Here is a 23,770-nt window from a genome sequence, read left to right on the forward strand (position 1 = left end):
GCCTAGACTTCCCGTGGCGGAACCGCTTGCGGGGGCTGTCCCTTGGAGATGGTGAACTCGCCCAGCATCATGGGCACGGCGGCTTTCAGCATGAGGGTGAAGACCAGGAAGCCGGTGGCGAAGATGCCCGCGGCCACGGCGATCTCGGTGAAGGAGGGGCGGTAGACGTAGATGTCTCCCAGCACGTCCGGCGTGAGGCCCGGGATGATGAGGCCCATGCCCTTCTCGATGTAGACGCTGGCGTAGATCAGCACGCAGCCGATGTTGAGCGTCACCCAGTTGGTGCGGGTGCGGGGCACGAGGAACAGGATGAAGGCCGCCAGGCCGCAGAGGATGGAGGCCCAGGCGTAGGGCACCAGGGTGGTGTGGCCCTTGAGGCCGAACAGGAGGTACTGGAAGTACACCATGTGCTCGGTGCCGGAGTAGAGCTCCTTGAAGGCTTCGGCCGCGGTGAGAAAGAGGTTGAAGCCCATGGTGTAGGCCATCAGCTCGGCCACCTTGAAGATGGCCTCGTCCTTGATGGTGAGCTTGGTGGTCTTCCTGAGGATCTGCAGGAGAATGAGCAGGATCGCCGGGCCCGAGCAGAAGGCGGATGCGAGGAAGCGCGGCGCCAGGATGGCGGAGTTCCAGAAGGGACGGGCGGCCAGGCCGTTGTAGAGATAGGCGGTGACGGTGTGGATGCTCACGGCCATGGGGATCGACAGCAGCACCAGCGGCAGCACCAGCTTCTTCACGTAGTGCCGCTCCGTATAGGCGCAGAAGAGCAGGTAGGTGACCACGAACCAGTTCAGCAGCAGGTAGAGGTTCAGCACGATCACGTCCCAGGCCAGCATGGACTGCGGCCAGTTCAGCCTGCCCACCAGCGGGATGATGTGCCAGAAGCGGTCGGGCCGGCCGATGTCCACCATCACGAAACCGAGACACATGATGAGGGCGCTGATGGCCAGCATCTCGCCCAGGATGGTGATCTCCTTGATGGGCTCCCAGTCGTAGATGTAGGCCGGGATGACCAGCATGATGGCGGCCGCGGCCACGCCCACCAGGAAGGTGAAGTTGCCGATGTAGAAGCCCCAGGAGACCTGGTCTCGCATCTTGGTGACGATGAGGCCGTTGTTGAGCTGACCCAGGTAGGCCGCCGCGCCGATGGCGATGAGGAGCATGAGGAACCCCACCCAGGCGTAGTAGAGGCGGTCGCCCTTCAGGATGATCCGCAGCGTGTCGGTGATGAACTGCCAGAAGTTCTTCAGCGTGATCATGGCCCTACACCCCGTAGAAGTAGAAGAAGTTGGGTTGGGTGTTCAGGTCTTCCTTGAACTTGAAGACGCGCTTGTTCTCGAGGACGTAGCGGATCTCGCTGTCCTTGTCGAGGAGGTTGCCGAACTTGCGGGAGCCCGTGGGGCAGATCTCCACGCAGGCCGGGTACTGGCCATTGCGGGTGCGCTGGATGCAGAAGGTGCACTTCTCCACCACGCCCTTTGGCCGAGGACGGTTGCCCAGGTAGTGCGTGTTGGTGTTCACCTGGTCCGCAGGCAGGTTGGGCTCGCCCCAGTTGAAGTGGCGGGCGCCGTAGGGGCAGGCTGCCATGCAGTAGCGGCAGCCGATGCACCAGTTGTAGTCCACCACCACGATGCCGTCCTTCTCGCGCCAGGTGGCGCCTACGGGGCAGACCTTCGTGCAGGGCGGCTTCTTGCACTGCTGGCACTGCACCGGCATGTAGAAGTGGCCCTCCTGGGGCACCTCCTCCGGATTGTAGTACTGGTCCGCATGCTGGAGGTTGACGCCTTCCTCCTTGTCCATCTGCAGGACGCGGATCCACTGCACTTCGGGATCCCGTGACTGGTTGTTCTCCTTCACGCAGGCGTGGACGCAGCGCCGGCAGCCGATGCAGCGGCTGAGGTCCAGGGCGTAGCCGAAGATCACGCCGGGGATGGCCGGGGTGTTGGCGACCTTCACGTCCTTCCCGTACTTGGCCTTGTATTCCTTCTCCAGCCGGGCGATGACATCCAGAACCTCCTGCTTGGAAAGTTCGCGGAAGTTGCGCTGGAGGAATTCCTCCTTGCTCAGCGTACCGCAGCCCGTGAGGGCGGCGGCCATGGCGGCCGTGGCTACGCCGAGGAACTCGCGCCGGGTGCCGCAGCTGGAGCCACCCCAGCTTTCAGGAGGCATCGTGGGTTTCGGATCCGTCATCGGACACCCCCTTTGCGGAGCTGGATCTGTTCGGGAGGGGTGGGCGGAGCCATGGGCTTCAGCGGCTTGAACCGGGGTGAGTGGGGGTTGTGGCAGTGGACGCAGAGGAGGTACTGCTTCTCGCCGTTCCAGTGGCCAGTGCGCTTGCCGTGGACACCCACGCGCCAGTCCCTCAGCTTGTCCCCGTGGCACTGGCCGCACAGCAGGTAGGAGGCGGTGAAGGGCACCTTCTCGCCGCTGGCCAGGTGGAGACTGTCGCGGCTGTTGGCGTCGTGGCAGTCCAGGCACCAGCGGCTGGCCGGCCCGTGGTTGAGGACGATGTCCGTGTGCATGTCGGTCAGCTCGCGGCGCTTGAGGTTCGGCTTCATGCTCTTGCCGTCGTGGCACGAGGTGCAGGGGAAGATGCCCTCGCTGAAGGGGGGCTTGGGCACCTCGATGCCCTCCGGGGCCACCGGGTTCTCCGCCCGGGTTCCGGCGGGCGGCTTGACGGTGGGCGGCTCCGCGAAGGCCGCTGAGCCAAGGAGCATTAGCAGGCCCGCCGCGAGCATGGACAGGGTCGGAAAGCGCATTGGGATGTCCTTTCGTGAAACGGTGCCGCAGGACGGCGGCGGGATGGGGTCCGGACAGGAGGATCGGGAGGGGTGCTTCATGGGGCGTCCTCCTCCTCGTCCGCGTCCCGGACCGCCGGGTTCTTCAGCAGGCGGGGGGCGAGGATGAGCGTCGCCCCGAAGCCCATGAAGGCCAGGAAGAGCGTGAGGGGCCGTCCCACGGCCATGTCCTCGAACAGGAACTTGAGCGTGGTGACGGCGAGGAACGGGTAGACCATCCACCGCAGCTCCAGCACGGGCACGCGCCGCCCCAGCCAGGCCAGAGCGATGGCGAGGGCCGACAGCACCAGGGTCCGGGCCAGGGCCAGGCCTCCGGGATCCGGGGTCCTGCCGCCGCAGCAGATCCAGATCGCCACAGCGCCGAGGCCTGCCGTGGCCAGGGCGCCCATCACGAGGATCGCGGGGCGCATCAGGACGGTGACGGGATCCGGCGGCCGGCGCGCCAGGAAGATCGCCAGGGTGGCGAAGAGCGCGGCCAGGCTGACCAGCCCCGCGATGGAAGGGGCGGCGGTGGGGCTGGCGGGATCCATGAACACGTGGAGTGCCCAGGAACCGAGCCCGGAGGCCAGGGCGGCGGCCGTGAGGTAGATGCCGCTCTGGTACACCAGGACCTTCCGGCGCAGGCGCAACGCGGCCAGCATGGCCACCAGGCCGAGAACTCCCGCGAGGGTGGCGAACGCGGGCAGGGGCAGGACGAAGGGCCCACCCAGCAGGAGGAAGATCAGGGCCAGGAAGGTGAAGAAGTTGAAGTTCGCCCGGGTCTCCTCCCGGTCGTCCGCGAAGGGGAAGGCGGCGGCATAGCAGCCCACCCCCGCCAGGGAGACTCCCGCGCCCAGCAGCACCGTGCCCGAGCCCGAGGCCTGGGCGACGCGGACGGCGCCCCCGAAGCCCACGAGGAGGACCAGGGCCGTCTGGATGAACTCGAAGGCGTTCACCACCCGGCGGCGCTGGAGCATCCGCACCGCGAAGCTGCCGATGTAGATGCCCACCAGGGCCAGAGCCAGGAACAGCGCCCGTCCCAGGGACAGCCCCTGATAGATGCCCTGCGCGCCACCCGGCAAGGTGGCGAGGAGCGTGAGGATCAGCACGCCGGCATCCGCCGCCAGGGCCGTGGGCCAGCGCAGCCCGTGCCAGCGACGCCCGTAGGTGAGCCACAGGGCCCCGGCGCCCAGGGCGAGAAAGGCCGCCGCGAAGGGTTCGATGGACCGGCGGGCCATCATCACGATGAAGCCGGAGCCCAGGGCGGCCAGGGTGGCCGTCCAGAGGATGGCGTGGAGGTCCCTGCGCCAGGCCACAGCGGCGTGCAGTGCCGCGACGGCGACCAGGATGAGGGCTGCCAGTCCCGGGGCCAGGATGCCGAAGTGGGTGGAGGATTCCACGATCAATGGATAGGCGATGAGGATGGAGGCCAGGGTGCGGAAGGCGGCGTCCAGGGGACGCCGGGCCCGGCTCCCCAGCGCGGCCCAGGTGGCGGCGTAGGCGAGTCCCATGGCCACGCCCACGCCATGGGGAAGGGTGCCGGCATCCACCAGGGCCCGGATGAGGTAGGCGCCGCCCAGGATGAGGCAGACCCGTCCGACGAGGCCCAGGACGCGGGTGGGACTTGGGAGGGCGGGTTCCGGCAGGAGCGCATCCACCGCGGGAGTGGCCCCGGCAGTTGGCGCCGAGGATGCTCCCGTGGGTGTCGGCGAGGTCCGGACCGCCGCCTCCAGGGCCCCTACCCGGGCCTCCAGGCCCCGGACCACGTCCGCCAGCGCCTCAAGGCGGGACTCCATTCCGGCCGGCGGGGCTTCGCCCGGTGGGGCCTTCAGGGGTGGAACCTGGGCAGTGGACATGGACCTTCCTCTGGGGAGGTGGGACCGAGATCTATGGATGGATGAGTTGGACCCATCCTCACCCCGGTTCAGGGGGCGTCAAGTCATGGAAATTCATTCCAAACGACTCATAAAGAAAACAATGAATCGTGTTATCACATGCGCGGAGGGGTCTGATGGCTCCAATGCCGGAGATGCTGAGAAAAAACAGATCACCGCACGTGTCGGGACTTTCCAGGTCACTGGGAGATCATGTGTCCGCCATCACAGGGGAGGCACACCTCCGTTAACCTCGGATGCGGAGGTTTCATGACCGGGGTCCGATCCGCCTTCCTCTCGCTCTGGCTGGCCGTCCTCGCGGTCGGCCTCACCGCGCAGGACACCACGGTGGTCCTGGTCCGGCACGCGGAACGCCAGTCCCTGTTCGACGGAGACTCTCCTCTGGCCGAGGCCGGCCTGCACCGGGCCCAGGCGCTGGCGCCCGTGCTGGCGGGCTTCCACCCGGCGGCGCTCTACACGTCGGAGCTGCGGCGCACGCAGCAGACCCTCGCCCCCACTGCGGCCAGGCTCGGCCTGACGCCCCTTGTCCGGCCGAAGGACGGCAGCGCGGCCCTGGCGGCGGAGATCCTCCGTTCCCAGCGGGGGCGCACCGTGATCGTGTGCTGGCATCACGACCTCATGAAGAAGCTCGTTCGTGCCCTGGGCGTGAAGGGGCCCGTACCCTACTGGTCGCTGGGCACCTACGACCGGATCTGGATCGTCACCATCCCCGCCGAAGGCGAGGCCCGACTGGTGGAGAAGGTGCAGGAGCTAACGCCAGCTCTCGCCGCGGCGTCCTGAGGCGGCCAGCACTTCCTCGGCGGCCCGCACGCCGTGGTCCTGGGCTTCTTCGAAGAGGGCCAGGCCGCTGAGCTCCGTGTGGGCGAAGTGGACGGCCCCGAAGGGCCGGGCAAGGCCCAGGAAGGCGGGGTCCCACATCTGGCCCGGCGCCGGCCGGACCATGGCATGCCCCCAGCGCATCACGTCCAGCCGCGCCACCAGGCCTTCGAGGTCCGGATGGGCCGGGCGGAGGTCATCCATCACCATGCGGGCGCAGGCGGGCCAGTCCATGGCGCGGAGCCTCGCCCGTTCTGCATCGCAGTCGGCACCGGCGAAGGGCCGGTACCAGGTGAGCACCGTGGGCCCGTAGTCCTTCAGGCTCTGGTGCGTGGCGGCCACGTAGCCCAGGGCCTCGCTGTCGCGGAGCACGTTGTCCCAGGCCAGGGGGAAGGTGGGTTCCTTGGGGCGGGCGCGCAGGGTGAGGTTGGCCACCATCCAGGGCGCGTTCCGGATGCGGGCCGCGGCCGGGCGTGCCTCCGCCAGGCCCGCGACCACATGGCGGGCCACGTGCTGCGGCCCCGCGAAGATCACGCGCCTCGCCTTCCAGCCCATCCGTCGCTGGTTCAGGTGGTCCCAGGCGGTGACCAGGACGCCGTCCTTCTCCTCGCGGATGGCCACGGCCAACACGCCGCAACGGAGCCGGTCGCCGAGGGGCCGACGCAGGTGGTCCACGAGGAAGCCGTTGCCTTCGGGCCAGGTGAGCAGGGGCCGGGAGTCCTCGCCGGGCCCCTGCTTCCGGGCCGCGAAGTAGAAGAGGCCCGCCCAGGCGCTGGTGGTGTCCAGTCGGGAGCCATAGTCGTCCCGGCAGGCGTAGTCCAGCAGCCAGCGCAGGCGCGGCGAGGAGAGACCGCGTGCATCGAGCCAGGCGGCGAAGGAGAGGCCATCCAGGGCCACCGCCTCCGGTGCGTCCGAGCAGCGGGAACGCGGGATGCTGAAGGCCGGACGCCCCTTCGCGTCGCGGAACGCCGCCCAGCGATCGACCTCGTGGAAGAAGGCATGGTACTGGCGCTCATCCTCGGCGCTGGCCCCCGCTCGCAGGTAGAGCCCTTCCCACCACTGGCCATAGGCGAAGATCCGCTCCTCGGGCGATCGCACCGTGGCCTCCTCGGCGAAGCGCGGGTCGCCCTTGGCATCGAAACCCTCCAGGACGCCGCACTCATCCAGCAGGCGCAGCACCGCGTGGTTCCCGCGGTCCGGCACGGGCAGGTAGTGGGCGGCCCAAGGGAAGGCGCTCACGTGGTTGCGCCCCGAGCGCGAGGTGCCGCCCGGATCCCGCTCCAACTCCAGCACGCGGAAGTCGTCCATGCCCGCGCCCGCCAGGCGCCAGGCGGCGCTGAGACCGGCCACGCCGCCGCCCACCACCAGTACGGAGACCGGTTCGAAGCGCTCCGGATCCGGAAACGCCCCGCCGCGGAGCCAGTGGCCCAGGGACAGATCCGGTCCCACCAGCTCGCCCTGGAATGGGAACTCCGGCTTCCGCCGGCAGGCCAGGGCAGCTGCGGACAGAGCTCCCGCCGCGAGGAAGTCACGGCGCTTCATGGCTGTGGCCTCACGACCACCGCCGCCACTCCCGGGCGTAGAGGTGGACGAGCACCTGGTTGTCGAGGCGGTTCACTTCGGTGGGCACACGGTCCATGTCCCTGGGGAAGGCGAACATGGCGGCCGTGGTCTCGTCGGAGAGGTGGCGCAGGCCCGGCAGCACGTGCGTGGGGATGGCGAAATCGCGCTTGGAGGCCAGGGCGAAGCCCCAGACACCGAAGGAGGGCACGGCGAGGTGGTAGGGATGCACCTTCAGGCCCGCGGCCTCCATGGTGGCGGCGATGCACCAGAAAGATTCCCGGGCCATGAGGGGCGAGGTGCTCTGCACGGCGATCATGGCGTCATCGGTGAGGCGGCGCTGGAGCAGGCGGTAGAAGCGGGAGGTGTAGAGCTTCCCCAGGGCGTAGGTGTTGGGGTCGGGGAAGTCCACCAGGGCCAGGTCGAAGGGTGGGCCTGGATTCTCCTGGAGCCAGACCATGGCGTCGGCGTTGATCACCTTCACGCGGGGGTCCTCCAGGGAAGCCCCGTTGAGCTGGCGCACCATGGGCTGGAACCGGGCCATGTCGGTCATGGCGGGGTCCAGGTCCACCAGCACGATCTCCTGGACGGAAGGGTGCTTCAGTACTTCGCGCACAGCCAGGCCGTCGCCGCCGCCGCAGATGAGCACCCGCTTCGCATCGGGCTTCACGCCGAAGGCCGGATGCACCAGGGCCTCGTGGTAGCGGTACTCGTCCGCGGAGGAGAACTGCAGGTTGCCGTTCAGGAAGAGCTGGAAGCTGCCCCGGCCCCGGGTGAGCACGATGCGCTGGTAGGGGCTGTCCTTGGCGTAGACGATCTCGTCGGCGAAGACCTCCTCCTCCAGCACCAGCGTGAACTTCCCGGCGAACGCCAGGCCCACCGCCAGCAGGGCCATGACCGCCAGGCAGCGCAGGCGGATCAGCCGCGTGGGTCCCAGCTGCGTGGCCAGCAGGTAGGTGCACCAGAGGCCCACGGTGGCGTTCAGCAGGCCGAAGAACAGGCTGGTGCGCACCAGGCCCATCTTGGGCATGAAGAGCAGGGGGAAGAGGATCGAGGCGAACAGCGCGCCCATGTAGTCGAGGGTGAGCACGCCCGCGATGAGGTCCTTGAAGCGCACCTGGTTCTTCAGGATGCGCATGAGGATGGGGATCTCCAGGCCCACCAGCGTGCCCACGACCATCACCACGCCGTAGAGCACCACCCGGAAGGCGTGGGTGTGGGCGAAAGCCTGGAAGAGGATGGGCGCGGAGAAGCCGCCCACCAGGGCCACGCCCAGCTCCAGGTCCACGAAGCGCCGCGCGAGGCCCCGCTGGATGAACTTCGAGAGATAGGACCCCAGCCCCATGGCGCTGAGGTACACCCCGATCACCGTGGAGAACTGCATCACCGAGTCGCCCAGCAGGTAGCTCGACAGGGTGCCGGCCACCAGCTCGTAGATCAGCCCGCAGCTGGCGATGAGCAGCACGCTGATGAACAGCAGCGGCGCCTTGAGCGTCGGTGTGGTCTGGGGGATCTCAGGAGAAGAATTAGCCACGGATGGACACAGATGAACACGGATGGGTCATAGAGAGATGCGCTTTACGCCGACTTTGGGATGGTGGAAGTTGAGAATCAAGGCCCTGCGCAGCCCCGTGGCGCGGAGGTAGTTGATGCATTGGGCCACATGTATGTCTTCGAGGTGTTTGACACACTTCAGCTCGACGAGGACGCACTCGGCCACGAGAAGATCTGCGACATAGTCACCAACTGCGACACCCTGGTACATCACTTTGATCGGAAGCTGCTGGGCGACCTGGAAGCCGCCGGCCCTCAGCTCATGAGCGAGGGCGTTTTCGTAGACCTTCTCGAGGAAGCCCGAGCCCAGCGTATTGCTGACTCGAAATGCGGCCCCGATGATGGCTTCGCACACGGCTTCCAATCCGTGTTTATCCGTGTTCATCTGTGGCAAATCACCCATGGATCGCGGCGGCGATGATGAGGCTGATGCCCAGGATAAGGCTGCCGAGGACGATGCCCAGGGCCACGTTCTGGTCGTCCTCCATCTCCTTGCGGAGGGAGAAGGGCAGGACCTTCACGAGGAGGAGCCAGACCACGCCGAGGATGACGAGGCCGAGGACGGAGAAGATGGCGGCGACAAGGAGCTGGTGGAGCAGTTGGTCCGTGATCATCACTTACCCCCGTGGAATCCGTTGTTGTGCAGGAAGGTGCGGTAGGCGCCGGGTGTCTGGCGCACGCTGGGCGGCAGGTCTGCGCGGCGGCGGTTCCCGAAGAACTCCCGGCCGAAGAAGCCGTTGGCCACCATGAGGCTGAACCCACCGCCGAGGAAGAGCAGGTAGAGGATCCTCATCAGTCGTCACTCCCGGAGGCGCCCGCGTTCGGCGCGTACATGCTCTCCTGCCAGCGCCGGCTCTCGAAGGCGACCAGGCGGAACACCATGAGCAGAGGCACGAGCAGGATGGCCAGCAGGGCCAGGCCCGGGTAGAGCCAGCGCATGACCCCCTGGCGCAACTTCACGTCGATCAGCCGGACCGGCGGCACCTTCCCGTCCCATTGGGGCGCGAGGCGCAGCACGTAGCTTCCCGGCGGCACGGCGCTGAGGAATACCGTGTCGGCGCGGCCCCCCTCGGACCAGGACTCGCCACCATCCACGCCGTGGTACCAGCTCGATTCCACCAGGAAGAGTTCCGCCACGCCCGTGGTCTCGCTCACCAGGGCTCCCTCCACGCCCACCCAGCTATTGTTCACGGGAGCGTTGAGGGTGACCGCGAGGTTCTGGTGGCCGTCCTTGATTTCGATGGGGTCGGAGAAGAACACCGGCTCCTGGGGTTCCGCCGGGGTCGCGGGTGTCGTTGGGGCCATGGGAACCGCTGGGGTCGGTGGTCTGCGCACGGGGATGCCCGGGCCGGCGGCGCCGGGGGCCCCGGTCTGGATCCGGGCCAGGTCGTACAGGTCCAGCTGCCGATGGAACAGCTCCTCATTGCGGTGCGTGATGGACTCCGCCATCACGAGCAGCAGCAGCAGGCCCAGGGCGCCCACCAGCCAGAGGGCGGACTTCGCGAGGGCGGCCTTGTGGGGGTTGGGCTGGAAGGACGCGATGCCGATGGGTTCCGGCGGGGCGCCCTGCAGCTTGAAGGCGGACCAGACCTCCGCCGGCGCCAGATAGGTGGAGAGGCTCCAGTTCACCTCACCGCCCCCGCCCTTGTGGGTCTGGCGTTCGCGGGTGAGGCTCTGGGGCGGGGCCACGAACTCGGCCACCTCGACCCGTTCGCCCTGCTCCACCTGCCAGTAGAACTCACCCCACACGCCTTCGACGATCGCTTCGACATCCTGGAAGCGCCGCCAGGTACGGCCCTGGGCGAAGAGGTTCTTCTGGCCGTCGCGGGCCTGGGGAATCTCGCCGGGCGCCACGGCCACGGCCAGGCTCCAGTGGCCCTCGCTCTGCACCAGCCACTGGAAGCCGTGGCGGTCATCCAGCAGCAGGTACTCGTTCCAGGGATAGGTCGTGCCCTCAATGGCGCAGCTCCGGCGCAGCTGGCCGATGCAAGTGACCGGCTGGCCACGCAGATTGCCCTCCGCACCCAGCGGAATGACCACATCCTGGCGGGACTGCTGCAGGCTCTTGAGGAAGGCGAGCTTTCCGTTTTCAGCCGAGAGCAGGCTGCCGCAGCTGGGACAGCCCACCCGCTGGGTCTGGTCCGGCGCGCGCAGCGCCAGGGCTCCGCCGCACTTGGGGCAGTTGAGGGCCTGGGTGCCGACCTTTGGAGGCTTCCGCGTGCCGCCCTGGATTCCCAGCTCCGCCAGCGACACCTCGCGGCCCAGGAAGAAGAGGGGCGGCTCCTCGCCGTAGTCCAGGGTGGCGAAGGCGCCGTTGCGGCCCGAGAGGTCGGCGTAGCGGTAGGTGGCGCCCGGCTCCACGGCCCAGGGGATCTCGCCTTCGGCGCTGTGGAAGGCGGCCTCGCTCACCTCGTCCACGGTCCAGAGACCGTCCGGTCCCAGATCCGCCAGGCCGCCCGGTTGCAGGTCTGCTGGTGCGGGCAGGGCCCCGTGGGGGGCCTGGGTGAAGGTGAGGTAGAAGTGGCCCTGGGCCTCCGCCAGCCATCCCCAGCGGCCGTCGTCGAGGGCCAGGTACCACTCGTCCCACACGCCGCCGAGGGGGTGCTTCAGCTGCACTCGGCCCGCCAGGGTGAACGAGCGCCCGGCATGCCGCCCCGTGGCGCCCAGGCCCAGGGGCGAGCCCGTGTCCACCAGGTCGGCCACCTTGCCGATGAGCTCGGGATCCCGGTCGCGCCGGGCCGCCAGGGCCTTGCAGTAGGAGCAGACGGCCACCATGGTTCCGGGCCGGAAGCTCAGGGGGGCACCGCAGCTGGGGCAGGAGGTGAGGGGGCTCATGGGGATCGCCGAATTATGTCAGAGGATCGGAAGGATCCGGTCGAGGCCTTCCCGGAAGCCCGTTTCCGGCGTGAGCAGGCTCAGCACCAGGTGGCCGTCCCCCGGCAGGTCGAAGAAGGAACCCGGATGCGCGAGCACCCCCGTCTGCTCAAGCAGGCGCAGGGCGCAGGCCTCATCAGCGTCCACGGCGGGGCGACGCAGCAGGACCGACCAGCCGCCTTCCACGGGAAGCCGGGTGAGGCGGGGGTGTCGGGCGAGCGCGGCGTCCAGGGTTGCCAGGTTGGCGGAGAGCCGGGCGCGCACCTGGGAACGGATCCCGGGCGCCAGGGCCAGAAGGGCCTGTGCCGCGGCCTGGACCGGCGCGGAAACGGAAAGATACTGGTCCGCCAGGAAGGCAAGAGCCTCCAGGTGCGCCTCGGCGCCGACGCCGCGCACGGCGATCCAGCCCAGCTTGAGCTGGGGCAGGGCGGCCACCTTGCTGAGCCCCGACAGCAGGAAGACCGGGCAGGGCGGTGCGGCATCGTCCAGGGCCGTGGGGAGCCGGTCCGCCGGAGCCTCCAGGGCGTAGTCCGCGAAGACCTCGTCCACCAGCAGGGCCAGACCCCGGCGGGCACAGAGGGCCGTGAGAGCGTCCCACTCGCCCTTGGACAGGAAGTGTCCCGTGGGGTTGTTGGGGTTCACGACCACGATGGCCCGGGTGCGGGGGCTCACCGCGTCCTCCAGGGCGCCCAGGTCGAGGTGCCAGCGGTCATGGAAGTAGGAGGGCACGGGACGGGCGTGCAGGCCTTCCAGACGCGCCAGCCACTCGAAGAGCGGGTAGCTGGGGCTGGGCACCAGGATCTCGTCGCCGGGATCGCCCAGCAGCTTGAAGAGCAGGCCATAGCCCTCGCTGGTGGAGGCTGTGAGCAGCAGGTCCTCCGCCCGCAGCCCGTGCCCGTGGTGGGCGGCCACGGCCTCTCGGGTGGTACGGGTTCCCAGCGGGTCCGGATCGTAGCGCAGCACGGCCGGTGTGGAGAGCGCCTTCCGGATCTCATCCTCCGGGTAATTGAATCCGCAGCGGGTGGGATTCGACACCGTGAGATCCAGGATCTCCCGCCCCTCCGCCCGCAGCCGCCCCAGCGCCGCCGACAGGGCGTTGGGCTCGAAACCGTGCGGGAGGCGCGACGACAAGTGCATGGGGCTAGGTTAATCGAACAGCTGGCTCACCGCAGAGAACGCTGAGAACGCGGAGGGAAGAAGGGTTTCTCTGCGCTCTCCGCGTTCTCTGCGGTTGGCGGTTTGTCTTTCGCGGGATAATCGACCCACAAATCAGGAGGCTCCCATGGCGAAGACCCCCAAGGTCGCAGTGCTGCTGGCCGGATGCGGCCACCTGGACGGCGCGGAGGTGCGCGAGGCGGTGCTGACGCTGCTGGCCCTGGACCAGCACGGGGCCGCCTTCCAGTGCATCGCCCCCAACGCCGACCAGCACCACGTCATCAACCACGTCACGGGCCAGCCCGTGCCCGGCGCCACCCGCAACATCCTGGAGGAATCCAGCCGCATCGCCCGCGTGGGCCAGTGCCTGGATCTCGCCCAGGCCAAGCCCGGCGACTACGACGCCCTGGTGATGCCCGGCGGCTACGGCGTGGCCAAGAACCACTGCAGCTTCGCCTTCAAGGGCGCCGAGGCCGACGTGCGGCCGGACGTGGCCGCGTTCGTGCGAGCCTTCTTCGACGCGAAGAAGCCCGTGGGCGCCATCTGCATCGCCCCGGCCCTGGTGGCCCTGGCGCTTTCCGGGAAGGCCTCCGCCGACCTCACGCTGGGCAACGACGCGGGCTGCGCCGCGGCCGTCACCAAGCTGGGCCATCGGCACAAGGACACGCCGGATTCCCGGCAGATCGTCATCGACGAGACCTGCAAGCTCGTCACCACACCGGCCTACATGTTCGACGACGCACGGCTGAGCGATGTGTGGGTCGGCATCGAGCGCTGCGTGGCCGAAGTCCTGAAGCGCTGCTAAGAGTGCCTAACAAAACCCCCATGGGGCCGCGCGAGGGTCGCCGGGCGAGCGAGGCGAGGAAGGCGAGGAAGGCTCCGGCTCCACGAGCCGTAGGCGAGTGGGAGGCACGCAAGGCGTGCCGTCAGACGGAGGGCGAAGCGGCATCGCCCTCCACCTGGTGGGCCCTGCCCCGCAGGGCCCACCCGCTCGTTCCTCGCGGAGGTGGAGCCTCCCCGCCGGCCCTCGCCCGGAGGGAGAAAGCCAGGTGGGCGCCCCGCGGCGTCACGGCCCTTGAACGATGTCCCGCATCGCCCTGCGGGCCCTTTCTTGCGGTGCATCCCACCTGGCTTTCTCGCGGCCCCGTCGGGGTTTTGTTAGGCACTCTAAAGGAGGCCCCATGACCACCTGCCCGGACGAGCTGCTGGACGAGCGGACCCGAAGCCTGCGGGAAGAAGTCCGGACCTTCGTGAAGGCCGTGCCCCGGGACCTCCTGCTGGACATGGACGCGGAGCGGGTACGGTACCCCAAGGACTACCTGGCGGAGGCCGGCCGGCGGGGCCTGCTGGGCCTCCGCTTTCCGGAGGCCTACGGAGGGCGCGCGCTGCCCTGGACCACCGAGCTGGCGGCGCTGGAGGAGGTCGGCGTCCTGGGCACCTCGCTCGGCTGCCTCTACTCGCTGGTGTCCATCGTGGGGGAGGCCCTGGTCCACTTCGGAACCGAGGCGCAGAAGCGCCGCTACCTGGCGCCCATGATCGCGGGGACACTCGCGCCCGCGGAGGCGCTTACGGAGCCCCGGGGCGGATCGGACTTCTTCGGGGCCGCCACCCGCGCCGTCCGTGACGGGGATGCCTTCATCCTCGACGGCCAGAAGCGGTTCGTGGTGGGCGCCGAGGGGGCGGATGTCTTCCTGGTCTACGCCCGCACCTCGGACGATGGCGATCCCCGGCGGTCCATCACGGCCTTCCTTGTGGAGCGGGGCGAGGGCCTGACGGTGGAGCATGTCTACGGCCTGATGGGCACCCGGGGCGGCGGCACCGGGCGGCTCCGGTTCCGGAACTGCCGCGTGCCCCTGGCCCAGGTGCTGGGCGGCGAGGCCGGAATCGGCCAGGGGGCCGAGGTCTTCGACCAGATGATGATCCCCGAGCGCATGACCAGCGCGGGCGGGGCCCTGGGCATGGCGCGGGCTGGGCTGGAGATCGCCGCGCGCTACGCGGCGAAGCGCAAGGCCTTCGGGCAGGAGATCCGGCGCTTCGAGGGCGTCTCCTTCAAGATCGCCGAGTCCCTTACCCAGCTCGAGGCGGCCCGCGCCCTCTGCCGGGAGACGGGGCGCGCCATCGACCACGGCGGCATCGCCCCGGGGCGCGTGCGGCGCATGGTGTCCGAGTCCAAGAAGTTCGCCACGGACACGGCCTGGTCCGTGGTGAACCACGCCATGCAGGTGCTGGGCGGCATTGGCTACACCAACGTCTACCCGCTGGAGCGCCTCCTGCGCGACATCCGCCTCATCCTCATCTGGACGGGCACCAACGAGATCATGGACCTCGTCATCCAGCACGAGTTCTATCGCGAGTTCCTCAAATCGCCCCTCCCCGGCCGCGACCTGGAGGCCGATGCGGTGAACGCCGTGGCTCCCGAGGAGAAGGTCTTCGAGTGACCGGCCTGTCTGGAGGCCTCACTGACGCCTTCAGCCCTCCGGTTCCCGCCGCGGATGCACCATCCGGCGCAGGGCGGGCGTCAGGATCCGGCTGGCGGCAAGGATGCGGGCCTCCTCGTCCAGGGCCCTGATCCACGGGGCGGCATGCCCGAGGGCGAGGCCGGATTCCGGAAGGGCCAGGCTGCGGTCCAGGGCGCGCAGCACCTGGTCCGCCACGGGGCTCACCTCGCGCCAGCGCGAGGTGGCCAGAGCTTCGGCCTGTGCAGGGCGCAGAGGCGGCTGGATGAGGGCCACCAGGGCCTCCAGGCCCAGCTTGGGATTCTGGAGGAGAGCGGCCAGCACGCCCGCGTCGGGGGCCCGCCACACCAGGGCCCACAAGGGCCGCGGGGCGTGCAGAGCGAGGCTTCGGCGCTCGCCGGTGGTCATGGCCGCCCACTGCTGCTGGAGCTTTTCGATGGCCTGCTGGCGCGCCTGGGGGTGGGCCGCCGGGTCCACCGCCACTGCCGCCAGGGCCCGCCAGGGCAGGCGCATCATGAGCGAGGCGCGCAGGTGGGCGGTGGCCTTGGGGTGCTGGGCGATCCACCGGAGAAGCAGGGGACGCTTCTTCAGCTCCGGGAGGTCCGCTGCCGCCTCCAGCCATCCCCGGGGCGGCTCCGGATGCCGCAGCATCCGCAGAAACCGCGGCCAGGGCAGCTCGGGCGGCAGGGCCCAGGGGGCGGAGGAGGAACGGGGCATGGGAACAGTCTAGAGAGACTGAAGACTGAAGACTGAAGACCGAGGACCGGACCCTGATTTGCGCCACACTATCCCCATGACTCCCGAGTTCACCATCCTTGGCCGGGGCCGTGCCGGACGCGCACTGGCGGCGGCCTGGGGGCCGCGGGCGGGCCTGCTGGATCACGGCGCTCGGCCGGAAGGCTTGGTGCTCCTGGCGGTGCCGGACCGGGCGGTGGCTGAGTTGGCCCGGTCCTTCCCCGGGCGCTGCGTGCACCTGGCGGGCAGCCTGCATCTGCCGGATGTCCCCTGTGCTCATCCGCTCACCAGCTTCGACGGGCAGGCCCGGGACTGGAAGGGCACGCCTCTGGCCATCACGGGCGCGGTGCCGGACGGCCTGCGGAGGGCTTTCGGGGACCTGGGCTTCGCGGCCTTCGACCTGCCCGCAGAGCTGAAGCCTCTGTACCACGCGGCGGCAGTGCTTACCTCGGGCCACGCCGCCTCGCTGTGGCTAGGGGCGGAGGCCCTGCTGCGCGCACGGGGCGTGGCACTGCCGGGCCGGGGCCTGGTCCCGCTGGCAGAGGCCACGCTGCGCAACGTGGCAGCCCTCGGGGCCGCGGGACGCACGGGCCCGTTCGCGCGCGGCGACGAGGCCACCATCGCCCGGGATGCCGAAGCCCTGCCCGAGCCCTGGCGGGACATCTTCCTGACACTGGGTCGTAGCCTCGACTGAACCGAATCCGCCCCGGAGCCTCATGTCCCTGCTGATGACCGTCTCGATCCTCTGGGCCCTGTCCTTCGGCCTCACGGCCCAGGTGAGCGAGCTGGGGGCACCCTTCGTGACGGCCATGCGGACCCTCTTGGCGGCACTGGTGTTCCTGCCCTTCCTGGATTCCAGGGGCCTCACGCGGTGGCAGGTCCTGGCCTTCGCGGGCATCGGCGCCCTCCAGTTCGGCCTGATGTACCTGCTCTACATCGCCTCCTTCCATTGGCTGCGCTCCTCCGAAGTGGCGCTCTTCACCATCTTCACGCCCCTCTTCGTGACCCTGGTGAGCGACCTGCTGGACGGCCGAATGTCGTGGATGTTCCTCCTCACGGCCGCCTTGGCGGTGCTGGGGACGGGCATCTGCGTGTGGTCGGGACTGGGGCGCCGCGGGATTCTCCTGGGCTTCCTGCTCATGCAGGCCGCGAACCTCTGCTTCGCCCTTGGCCAGGTGCTCTACCGGCGCCTGGCGCCTGCCTCGGGCAAGCGGGATCGCGACCTCATGGGCCTGCTCTACCTGGGGGCCTCCGTGGTGGCCGTGGCCATGGCCGCGCCCTCCATCCCCTGGGTCCGCATCTCAGCCATGGACCTGCGCCAATGGGCGGTGCTGGTCTATCTCGGCGCCGTGGCGTCGGGCCTGGGTTTCTTCCTCTTCAATGCCGGGGCCCGGCGGACGGACATCGGCACCCTTGCCATCTTCAACAACATGAAGATCCCCCTGGCCATCCTGGCCTCGGGCCTGGTGTTCCGTGAAGCCGTGGACTGGCCGAGGCTCGCGGCCGGTGGCGCGGTGATCGCCTGCGCCCTTGGCTTGAACGGCCTCACTGGAGCAAGGCCATGAACGCCTTCACGCCCCCCCTGGCCCTCCGGGCCGAGACTCCCTCCGAATGGGCCGAGGCCGCCCTGGCGGACCCGGAAGCCCTGTTGTCCGACCACGCCCACTGCGAGAAGAAGGCCGCTCTCACGGCCCTCAACCTGGCCCGCCACCTGAGCGACATGGCCCGGGCCGCCGGGCTGCTGGAGCGGCTGGCGGCGGAGGAGCTGGATCACCACCGCCGGGTGCTGGAGGGCCTCCAGGGCTTCGGCTGGACCCTGCGTCCGGACCGGGGAAACCCCTATGCCCAGGCGCTCCATCGGTCGGCCTCCAAGGGGATGCTGGACCAGCTGCTCATCGCGGCCCTCATCGAGGCCCGCAGTTGCGAGCGGCTCTGGCTGCTGGAGCGCGCCGCCGCGACCCATCCGACCCTGGGGTCCGCTCCCTGGCTGGCCTTCCTGCTGGAGCTGGAACGGTGCGAGGCCGGCCACGCCCAGGCCTATCGGAGCCTGGCGGAGGAGCGGTTCGGCCGGGAGGCCACCCAGCAGCGGCTGGACTGGTGGCTGGACCGGGAGGCGGAGGCGATCCGGACCCAGCCCTGGAGGTCTGCTGTCCATTAGGGCCTGTTTTCAAAGTGGGACGCCGCCGCGACGCTGCCCAGCCGCGCTCATGGCAGGGCGGCGGCCGAAGGGCGATGCGGGACATCGTACGAGGCCGGCAACGCAGCCAGGGGTGCGGGTGGGCAGCGTCCCCCTCTCCCTATCGCAGGCCCCGCCCGGGGCCTGCTCCTGCCCGGCGGAAAGCCGGGCAGAGGGCGGAACCGGCAAGGGGCGGCGCCCGGCGCGATGCTGCGTCAAGCTCCTCGTCGATGGGTCCACCATCGCCTTCGTCGCTTTCCTTGCCTCGCTTGGGCGGCGCCCCTTGCGCGGCCACGCCCCACTTTGAAAACAGGCCCTAAGGTCTCTTAACCAGAAGTAGGCTCAACCGTGGCAGACTGGACTACCTCCGAGGCAGCCTATGTCCACAGTTCCCGACCACGGTCTCAAAGAGATGGTGCCGGTCTTCGGGCCCGACGCTCTCGGGGCCCAGGCCGGCGTGAGCTTCCACCACGCGCTGGCACGGCTCAGCGAGGGCGGCGACCTCAAGGCCCGCCTGCTGCTCTCGGCGCTCTCCCACTTCGCCGCCAAGGGCTACGACGGCGTGCAGGTGAAGGAGGTGGCCGAGGAAGCCGGCGTCTCCAAGCCCACCCTCTACTACCACTTCGGCAGCAAGGAGGGCCTCTTCCGGCAGCTCTGCCTCGTGTCCCTCTCGGCCATGGCCGTTCGCATCCAGCGGCTGGTCGAGCCGTTCCTGGCGTCACCCATCCGGGGGGCCAAGGCCATTGACGAGGCCAGCGTGAAGCTCGCCCAGGCCTATCTGGATCTGCTGCTCGAGAGCCAGGAGTTCACCGGCTTCATCCTGCGGTCCATCGCCGTGCCGTCGCCGGATTCGGGATTCCGGGACCTCATGCCCCTGGTGGAGAAGGGGCTGGCCCCGCTGGGCCTCTTCATGAACCATGTGTTCGGCACGAGCCTGGAACAGGCGCGCAAGGAAGTGCTGCTGTTCACCTCCCTGGTGGGCGCCCTCATCGAGGAGAAGCTGCGCGATCCCCAATACCAGATCACTGGGGATGAGGTGCGGTGGGTGGCCCAGCGCTGGCTCCACGGCGTCCAGGGCTGACATTCGAGGGAAGGGCACCATGGCCAAGCTCGCCCCCATCAGGGCCACCCTCCGTCCGCTGGACCTGCCCCAGCATCTCTTCGAAGTCGAGCTGGCGGTCCCCGCCGAAGCCCTGAGCTCAGGCGCGGTGGCCGCGCTGCCCGCCTGGACGCCCGGTTCGTATCTGGTGCGGGACTACGCGCGGTTCGTGGACCGCGTGCGGGTTCTGGAGGGCCGCCGGGAACGGCCCCTGGAGAAGCTCGACAAGCAGCGCTGGCGGGTGCCGGCGTCCAAGCGGGACCTCGTCCTCCGCTACCGTGTGTATGGCAATGACCTCACGGTGCGGACGAACCATGTGGACGCCGCCCACGCGCAGATCATCCCCGCCGCCACCTTCCTCTACCTGGAGGATCAGCTCGACCGGCCCGTGGAGGTCCGTTTCGAGGGCTTTCCCGGCGACTGGAAGGTGGCTTCCGCCCTGCCGCGGAAGCAAGGCGCCTGCCTGGCGAAGGATTTCGACACCCTCGTGGATTCGCCCTTCGAGCTGGGCGCCTTCCGGATCCGAACCTTCAAGACGGGCGGCACGACCTTCGAGCTTGTGTTCACCGGGCCGCACAACGGCGATGAAGGCCGCATGGCCGAGGCCACAGGGAAGATCGTGGAGGCCGCGGGCGCCATCTTCGGCGGCTTTCCCTTCAAGCGGTACGTCTTCTTCTTCACCTTCACGCCCAAGCTGCGCGGCGGCCTCGAGCACAGGGACTGCACCAGCCTCATCGCCGACAGCCATGCCTTCGACAAGCCCGAGGGCTATTTCGCCCTCTATCAGCTCGTGGCCCACGAGTTCTTCCACGCCTGGAACGTGAAGCGGCTCCACGATCCGGCCCTGGGGCCCTTCGACTACAGCCGGGAGAACCCCACGAAGATGCTCTGGTTCCACGAGGGGCTCACGTCGTACATGGAGCACGTGATCGTCCTGCGGGCAGGCGTGGTGCCCTGGAGCCACACCGCGAAGGAGCTGGCCAAGTGCTGGAGCGAGCAGGTGCAGCGTCCCGGGCGGCTGGAGCAGAGTCTGGAGGAGTCCAGCTGGGATGCCTGGATCCGCTTCTACAAGCAGCATGAGTTCAGCCCCAACAGCTCGGTCAGCTACTACGACAAGGGCGAGATGGTGGCCTGGCTCATGGATGCCGCGCTCCGGGAGGGCAGCCGCGGAAAGGCCGGACTGGCGGATCTTTTCGCCCTGCTCTGGCGGCGCCACGGCGAGGCCGGCCTTACGGATACGGATGTGCGCCAGGCCTTCCGGGAGCTCTCCGGAAATGACCCGGAGCCCTTCTGGGACGCCTACATCTCAGGCCGTGCGGAGTTGGACCCTGCGCCCCTCCAGCGCGCCTTCGGCCTGTTGATGGAAGCCCGGGCGCCTTGGGAATCCCTCGGCCCCGAAGAGGCCAAGGACCCTGCGGCCCAGCGACGGGCCCGATCCTGGACGGGCCTGGTGCTGACCCCCAATGGACCCACCATCCAGAACGTGATTCCCGGCAGCCCCGCCGCCAGGGCAGGCCTCAGCTTCGGCATGGAGATCCTGGCGGTGGACGGCTGGCGCACCACGACCGCCGCCGAGGCTCAGAGGTACCTCGCAGACCCCGGACCCGGTGGAAAGGTTGCGGTCCTGGCGGCGGACCGGGGCCGGGTGTTGGCGGTGGACGTTCCCGTGGTCGAGAGCCCTGATCGCTCCCACCGGCTGGCGGTGGATTCCCGGGCCGGCACCACGCAGCGGATCGCGTTCTTGGCGTCCTACGGCCAGGCCCTCCCCTCCGCGCCGGTGAAGCGGGGCGGGCGCCGGTGAGGATCGCCGCGATCCTCGCCGCCCACGACGAGGCGGATCACATCGGAGCGGTGCTGGAGGGCCTGAAGCCCTTCGGCCTTCAGCGTGTGCTGGTGGTGGATGACGGTTCTTCGGACTGCACCGGGTCCGTGGCCGCCGCCCATGGCGCCGAGGTGCTGCGCCTGGAGCCGGGGCAGGGCGGGGGGAAGGGGCAGGCCCTGCGGGCGGGGATCGCCTGCCTGCGCCCCGACGCCTTCGACTTCTACCTATTCCTGGACGCGGACGGCCAGCATGATCCAGTCGACCTTCAGCGCTTCCTGGATCACCTCGCCTCACACCCGGACGCAGACTTCCTGATCGGCTCGCGTCTCCTGGACCGGGCGAAGATCCCTGCCAAGCGCTGGCGCACCAACGCCCTGGGCACCTGGACTCTGGGCCGCATCGCCGGCGTCACCTGGGAGGACAGTCAGAGCGGCTTCCGCATGATCCGCAAGAAGGTGCTGGATCGGCTGGAGCTGAACTCGCGCGGATTCGCCATCGAGATGGAGATTGCGATGAAAGCGGCCGACTGGAAGCTGCGGTGGGTCCACGTGCCCATCCGGGCCATCTATCAGCCGGGACCCGTGAGGAGCCATTTCCGCGGCGTGATGGATACCTGGCTAATTGCCTGGGAATCCCTGAAGTGCTAGCTGGCTTCAACCCGGTCAGGCCTTGTCACTTGGCGCTGCCCCGTAGCGTCAAGCTCGGGCCTGATCCGGGTTGACCTGGCTGATCGCCTGGGAAGCCCTGAAGTGCTGAACGGGCGCCGGCCCTCGCGGACCGGCGCCGGGCAGGTCACTTGGCGGCGTTGTGCGCGGCTGGCGCGTGCGCCTGAACCACCTGGGCCTCGGAGGCGCCGGTCACGGGGGTGATGGCGCGAAGCAGGGCCTGGAGACGGGTCTGCATCTCCTTGTCGTCCACCTTGCCCACCCGGGCCAGATAGAGGGTGAACAAATCGGCACTGTCCGCGTTCGTCGTGCCCGGCTTCAGGAAGGCCTGGTGCACCGCGGCGATGCGGCTGGCACCCTCCTCTTCGAAGGTCCGCCGGGTGTAGGGGTGACGCTGCTTGGCGATCTCCTTCCAGCTCTTCTGATCGCCATCCGGCATGTTCGGCGTGGGGTGGAGATGCTTCAGCAGGACGAAGTAGTTGTCTTCCTCGTCTTCGGAAATGCTCACGCGGCGCAGGTCCCAGACCACATCCCCGCCCTTCCGGGAGAAGCCCATGTTCAGGATGAGAAAGGCCTTCGGGGAGAGCTCGACCTGGCTGGAATCCAGCTCGAGCCTTGTCCAGAGCGCCTGCAGGCGGAGATGCTTGCCCTCCTTGAAGTCGAAGGTCATGTCCTTCAGGGCCGAGGGCAGGCGGTCCCGGTGCTTCAGGTACTCCACCCAGTCCCGCAGCTCGCCGGCGTAGGGGATGTAGGTGTAGTCGAGAAACTTGGGAAGGTCGTAGAGCCAGGGCATGAGGCTGGACGAGTCCACGAACTTGACGGCCATGACCACGCCGCCGGGGACCAGGGTGGTGTAGGTCAGGACGCAGCCATCATCGTAGGGTGTGAACCAGATGGCCTGCTGCCAGGGGCGCCCGAGGCGGTCTACATGGGGCTGCACCTGGTAGGGGTCACCGAAGGAGGTGACCCGGATGTCCTGTCCGCCCACGGTGCGGGTGACCCGGGCTCCTTTCAGCAGCAGGTCCATGGCGACCTTGGGCTTGGCCAGGAGATCGCCAACGGCCACGTCGTCCGGATGATGGAGCATGAAGAGGTAGACATTGTCGGCCTGGGCATAGAGGAGGCGGCCGTTCTTCGGGAGATCGTTCTTCTTGTATTCCAGGCCCGAGATCGCCCAGGTCTTGGTGGTCGTGTCGCGGAAGATCACCTCGGGCTTGCCGCTGGTGGGAATGTCCCCGACGGCCGCCTCGCTGGCCTCGCCCTCGGGGAACAGCTCCCCCCGGAGACTCGCGAACAGGGCATCCATGGACTGGAGGTAGAAGGTCTTCTCCCGGGCGGCGATTTCCTGCCTGAGCTCGGAGTACGGGCGCGGCAGGGGGAGATCGAACACTCGGTCCAGCGCCTTCGATTTCTCGGGGAAGAGGGAGAAGCTGAAGGTCACCTTGTTGAAGAAGGCGGCCCTGTCGGGCTTCATGGCCTTCAGCTCGGCGGTGGGCAGGGAATAGCAGATGTTGTCCTTCTTCCCGAGGACCACGCCCACCACCCGGCCCTGGGGATCCACCAGCGGACCGCCCGAGTTGCCTGGATTCACGCCGGCGCTGCTCTTCAGCAGGTTCCAGGCGCCGCTCATGGGTTCGGGAAGGGTGCCGATCACCTCGCCGGGCCGGATCACGAGGCCTTCTCCGTAGGCGTTCCCCACGGTGAAGACCGGCTCGTTCTCGCGGAAACCGGGGCGCAGGTCCAGCCACCGGTCGAAGGTGCGCCCCTTGACCGAGAAGCGGATCACGTCCCGCTGCTCATCCAGGGCCAGGATGCGGTCCACTTCCCAGACGTTCTGCTTGGCGTCGCGGATGTAGCAGGTGGTGTAGCCCCTGGAGGCGTGGATGGACCGGAACACGTGGTGAGCCGTCACCAGCTCGTTCTTCGAGACGGCGAAGGCGGTTCCGATGGAGATGTAGGGATCGTTCCGGAGGTTGAAGGGGACCAGGTCCCAGGGAAGGTCCTTCTCATAGGACACGGGGTCCTTGGCGGGGTCGGGGCGGGCGACCACCACCTCGAAGCTGGCTTCGGTGACGCGGGCCTTCACGGCCGGGGCCAGAGCGGTCTCCTGGCCCAGGAGGGCGGTGGCGGCCAGCAGGCAAGGGAGCAGCAGTGGGATCAGCAGTCGCATGGATCTTCCTTCGTCTGGC

Annotated in this window: 22 protein-coding genes; 9 read left to right on the plus strand and 13 right to left on the minus strand. The window is 68.8% G+C overall.

Going from position 1 to position 23,770, the window contains the following annotated elements:
• Window positions 1-2: 2 nt before the first annotated feature.
• From dsrP to MLJ35_RS03440, 4 genes are all read right to left on the minus strand, one after another.
• Window positions 3-1,256, minus strand: a complete 1,254-nt coding sequence (dsrP, locus tag MLJ35_RS03425) for a sulfate reduction electron transfer complex DsrMKJOP subunit DsrP (RefSeq protein ID WP_243382985.1) — start codon at window positions 1,254-1,256, stop codon at window positions 3-5.
• 4 nt (window positions 1,257-1,260) lie between these two features.
• Window positions 1,261-2,187: a 4Fe-4S dicluster domain-containing protein gene (locus MLJ35_RS03430; protein WP_243382987.1), complete on the minus strand. Its 927-nt coding sequence runs from the start codon at window positions 2,185-2,187 to the stop codon at window positions 1,261-1,263.
• Entirely contained in the window at window positions 2,184-2,756 is a 573-nt protein-coding gene (locus tag MLJ35_RS03435; RefSeq protein WP_243382988.1) for a cytochrome c3 family protein, read from the minus strand. Before MLJ35_RS03435 ends, MLJ35_RS03430 begins: the two co-directional genes overlap by 4 nt.
• Before the next feature lie 77 nt (window positions 2,757-2,833).
• Window positions 2,834-4,630 carry a DUF2339 domain-containing protein gene (locus MLJ35_RS03440; RefSeq protein WP_243382990.1) on the minus strand — a complete coding sequence of 599 codons (1,797 nt, stop codon included), beginning with the start codon at window positions 4,628-4,630 and terminating at the stop codon, window positions 2,834-2,836.
• Window positions 4,631-4,918: 288 nt separating this feature from the next.
• Between MLJ35_RS03440 and MLJ35_RS03445 the strand changes: the two genes are divergently transcribed.
• Window positions 4,919-5,449, plus strand: a complete 531-nt coding sequence (locus tag MLJ35_RS03445; RefSeq protein WP_243382992.1) for a SixA phosphatase family protein — start codon at window positions 4,919-4,921, stop codon at window positions 5,447-5,449.
• Here the strand turns inward: MLJ35_RS03445 and MLJ35_RS03450 are convergent.
• Genes MLJ35_RS03450 through MLJ35_RS03480 form a run of 7 tightly spaced genes read right to left on the minus strand, consistent with a single transcriptional unit; the run spans window position 5,420 to window position 12,610 of the window.
• Window positions 5,420-7,027, minus strand: coding sequence for an FAD-dependent oxidoreductase (locus MLJ35_RS03450; RefSeq protein ID WP_243382995.1), 1,608 nt, complete (start codon window positions 7,025-7,027; stop codon window positions 5,420-5,422). The genes MLJ35_RS03445 and MLJ35_RS03450 overlap by 30 nt on opposite strands.
• Before the next feature lie 10 nt (window positions 7,028-7,037).
• Entirely contained in the window at window positions 7,038-8,579 is a 1,542-nt protein-coding gene (locus MLJ35_RS03455) for a polyamine aminopropyltransferase (protein ID WP_243382997.1), read from the minus strand.
• A gap of 27 nt (window positions 8,580-8,606) precedes the next feature.
• Entirely contained in the window at window positions 8,607-8,984 is a 378-nt protein-coding gene (locus MLJ35_RS03460; RefSeq protein ID WP_275976367.1) for a GxxExxY protein, read from the minus strand.
• Window positions 8,985-8,994: 10 nt separating this feature from the next.
• The gene (locus MLJ35_RS03465; protein ID WP_243383002.1) at window positions 8,995-9,213 is read right to left on the minus strand and encodes a DUF350 domain-containing protein; all 219 of its coding nucleotides are present in this window, start codon (window positions 9,211-9,213) and stop codon (window positions 8,995-8,997) included.
• Window positions 9,213-9,392, minus strand: a complete 180-nt coding sequence (locus MLJ35_RS03470) for a hypothetical protein (protein ID WP_243287879.1) — start codon at window positions 9,390-9,392, stop codon at window positions 9,213-9,215. The genes MLJ35_RS03465 and MLJ35_RS03470 overlap by 1 nt, the downstream gene beginning before the upstream one ends.
• Entirely contained in the window at window positions 9,392-11,434 is a 2,043-nt protein-coding gene (locus tag MLJ35_RS03475) for a DUF4178 domain-containing protein (RefSeq protein ID WP_243383005.1), read from the minus strand. Before MLJ35_RS03475 ends, MLJ35_RS03470 begins: the two co-directional genes overlap by 1 nt.
• A gap of 18 nt (window positions 11,435-11,452) precedes the next feature.
• On the minus strand, window positions 11,453-12,610 hold the full coding sequence (locus MLJ35_RS03480; RefSeq protein WP_243383009.1) for a pyridoxal phosphate-dependent aminotransferase: 1,158 nt from the start codon (window positions 12,608-12,610) through the stop codon (window positions 11,453-11,455).
• Window positions 12,611-12,755: 145 nt separating this feature from the next.
• On the opposite strand from MLJ35_RS03480, the gene elbB reads away from it, so the two are divergent.
• Window positions 12,756-13,433 carry an isoprenoid biosynthesis glyoxalase ElbB gene (elbB, locus tag MLJ35_RS03485; protein WP_243383012.1) on the plus strand — a complete coding sequence of 226 codons (678 nt, stop codon included), beginning with the start codon at window positions 12,756-12,758 and terminating at the stop codon, window positions 13,431-13,433.
• Between the two features lie 376 nt (window positions 13,434-13,809).
• Window positions 13,810-15,066, plus strand: a complete 1,257-nt coding sequence (locus tag MLJ35_RS03490) for an acyl-CoA dehydrogenase family protein (protein WP_243383013.1) — start codon at window positions 13,810-13,812, stop codon at window positions 15,064-15,066.
• 30 nt (window positions 15,067-15,096) lie between these two features.
• On the opposite strand, the gene MLJ35_RS03495 is transcribed toward MLJ35_RS03490, so the two are convergent.
• A complete protein-coding gene (locus tag MLJ35_RS03495) occupies window positions 15,097-15,801 on the minus strand; it encodes a hypothetical protein (RefSeq protein ID WP_243383015.1) in 705 nt (234 codons plus the stop codon).
• A gap of 58 nt (window positions 15,802-15,859) precedes the next feature.
• On the opposite strand from MLJ35_RS03495, the gene MLJ35_RS03500 reads away from it, so the two are divergent.
• From MLJ35_RS03500 to MLJ35_RS03525, 6 genes are all read left to right on the plus strand, one after another.
• Window positions 15,860-16,513, plus strand: a complete 654-nt coding sequence (locus MLJ35_RS03500) for a DUF2520 domain-containing protein (protein WP_243383017.1) — start codon at window positions 15,860-15,862, stop codon at window positions 16,511-16,513.
• A gap of 22 nt (window positions 16,514-16,535) precedes the next feature.
• Complete coding sequence (locus MLJ35_RS03505; RefSeq protein WP_243383019.1) at window positions 16,536-17,384, plus strand: EamA family transporter; 849 nt, start codon at window positions 16,536-16,538, stop codon at window positions 17,382-17,384.
• The gene (gene miaE / locus MLJ35_RS03510; RefSeq protein ID WP_243383021.1) at window positions 17,381-17,977 is read left to right on the plus strand and encodes a tRNA isopentenyl-2-thiomethyl-A-37 hydroxylase MiaE; all 597 of its coding nucleotides are present in this window, start codon (window positions 17,381-17,383) and stop codon (window positions 17,975-17,977) included. Before MLJ35_RS03505 ends, miaE begins: the two co-directional genes overlap by 4 nt.
• A 397-nt stretch (window positions 17,978-18,374) precedes the next feature.
• Window positions 18,375-19,076 carry a TetR/AcrR family transcriptional regulator gene (locus MLJ35_RS03515; protein WP_243320654.1) on the plus strand — a complete coding sequence of 234 codons (702 nt, stop codon included), beginning with the start codon at window positions 18,375-18,377 and terminating at the stop codon, window positions 19,074-19,076.
• Window positions 19,077-19,095: 19 nt separating this feature from the next.
• Complete coding sequence (locus MLJ35_RS03520; RefSeq protein ID WP_243383023.1) at window positions 19,096-20,895, plus strand: M61 family metallopeptidase; 1,800 nt, start codon at window positions 19,096-19,098, stop codon at window positions 20,893-20,895.
• On the plus strand, window positions 20,892-21,563 hold the full coding sequence (locus MLJ35_RS03525; protein WP_243383024.1) for a glycosyltransferase family 2 protein: 672 nt from the start codon (window positions 20,892-20,894) through the stop codon (window positions 21,561-21,563). The genes MLJ35_RS03520 and MLJ35_RS03525 overlap by 4 nt, the downstream gene beginning before the upstream one ends.
• 145 nt (window positions 21,564-21,708) lie before the next feature.
• Here MLJ35_RS03525 and MLJ35_RS03530 read toward each other — a convergent pair whose 3' ends face one another.
• Window positions 21,709-23,751 (minus strand): S1 family peptidase, encoded by a 2,043-nt coding sequence (locus MLJ35_RS03530; RefSeq protein ID WP_243383025.1) that lies wholly within the window; start codon window positions 23,749-23,751, stop codon window positions 21,709-21,711.
• Between the last annotated feature and the right edge of the window lie 19 nt (window positions 23,752-23,770).

This window comes from Geothrix alkalitolerans (assembly GCF_022808885.1).
Classification (GTDB): Bacteria; Acidobacteriota; Holophagae; order Holophagales; family Holophagaceae; genus Geothrix; species Geothrix alkalitolerans.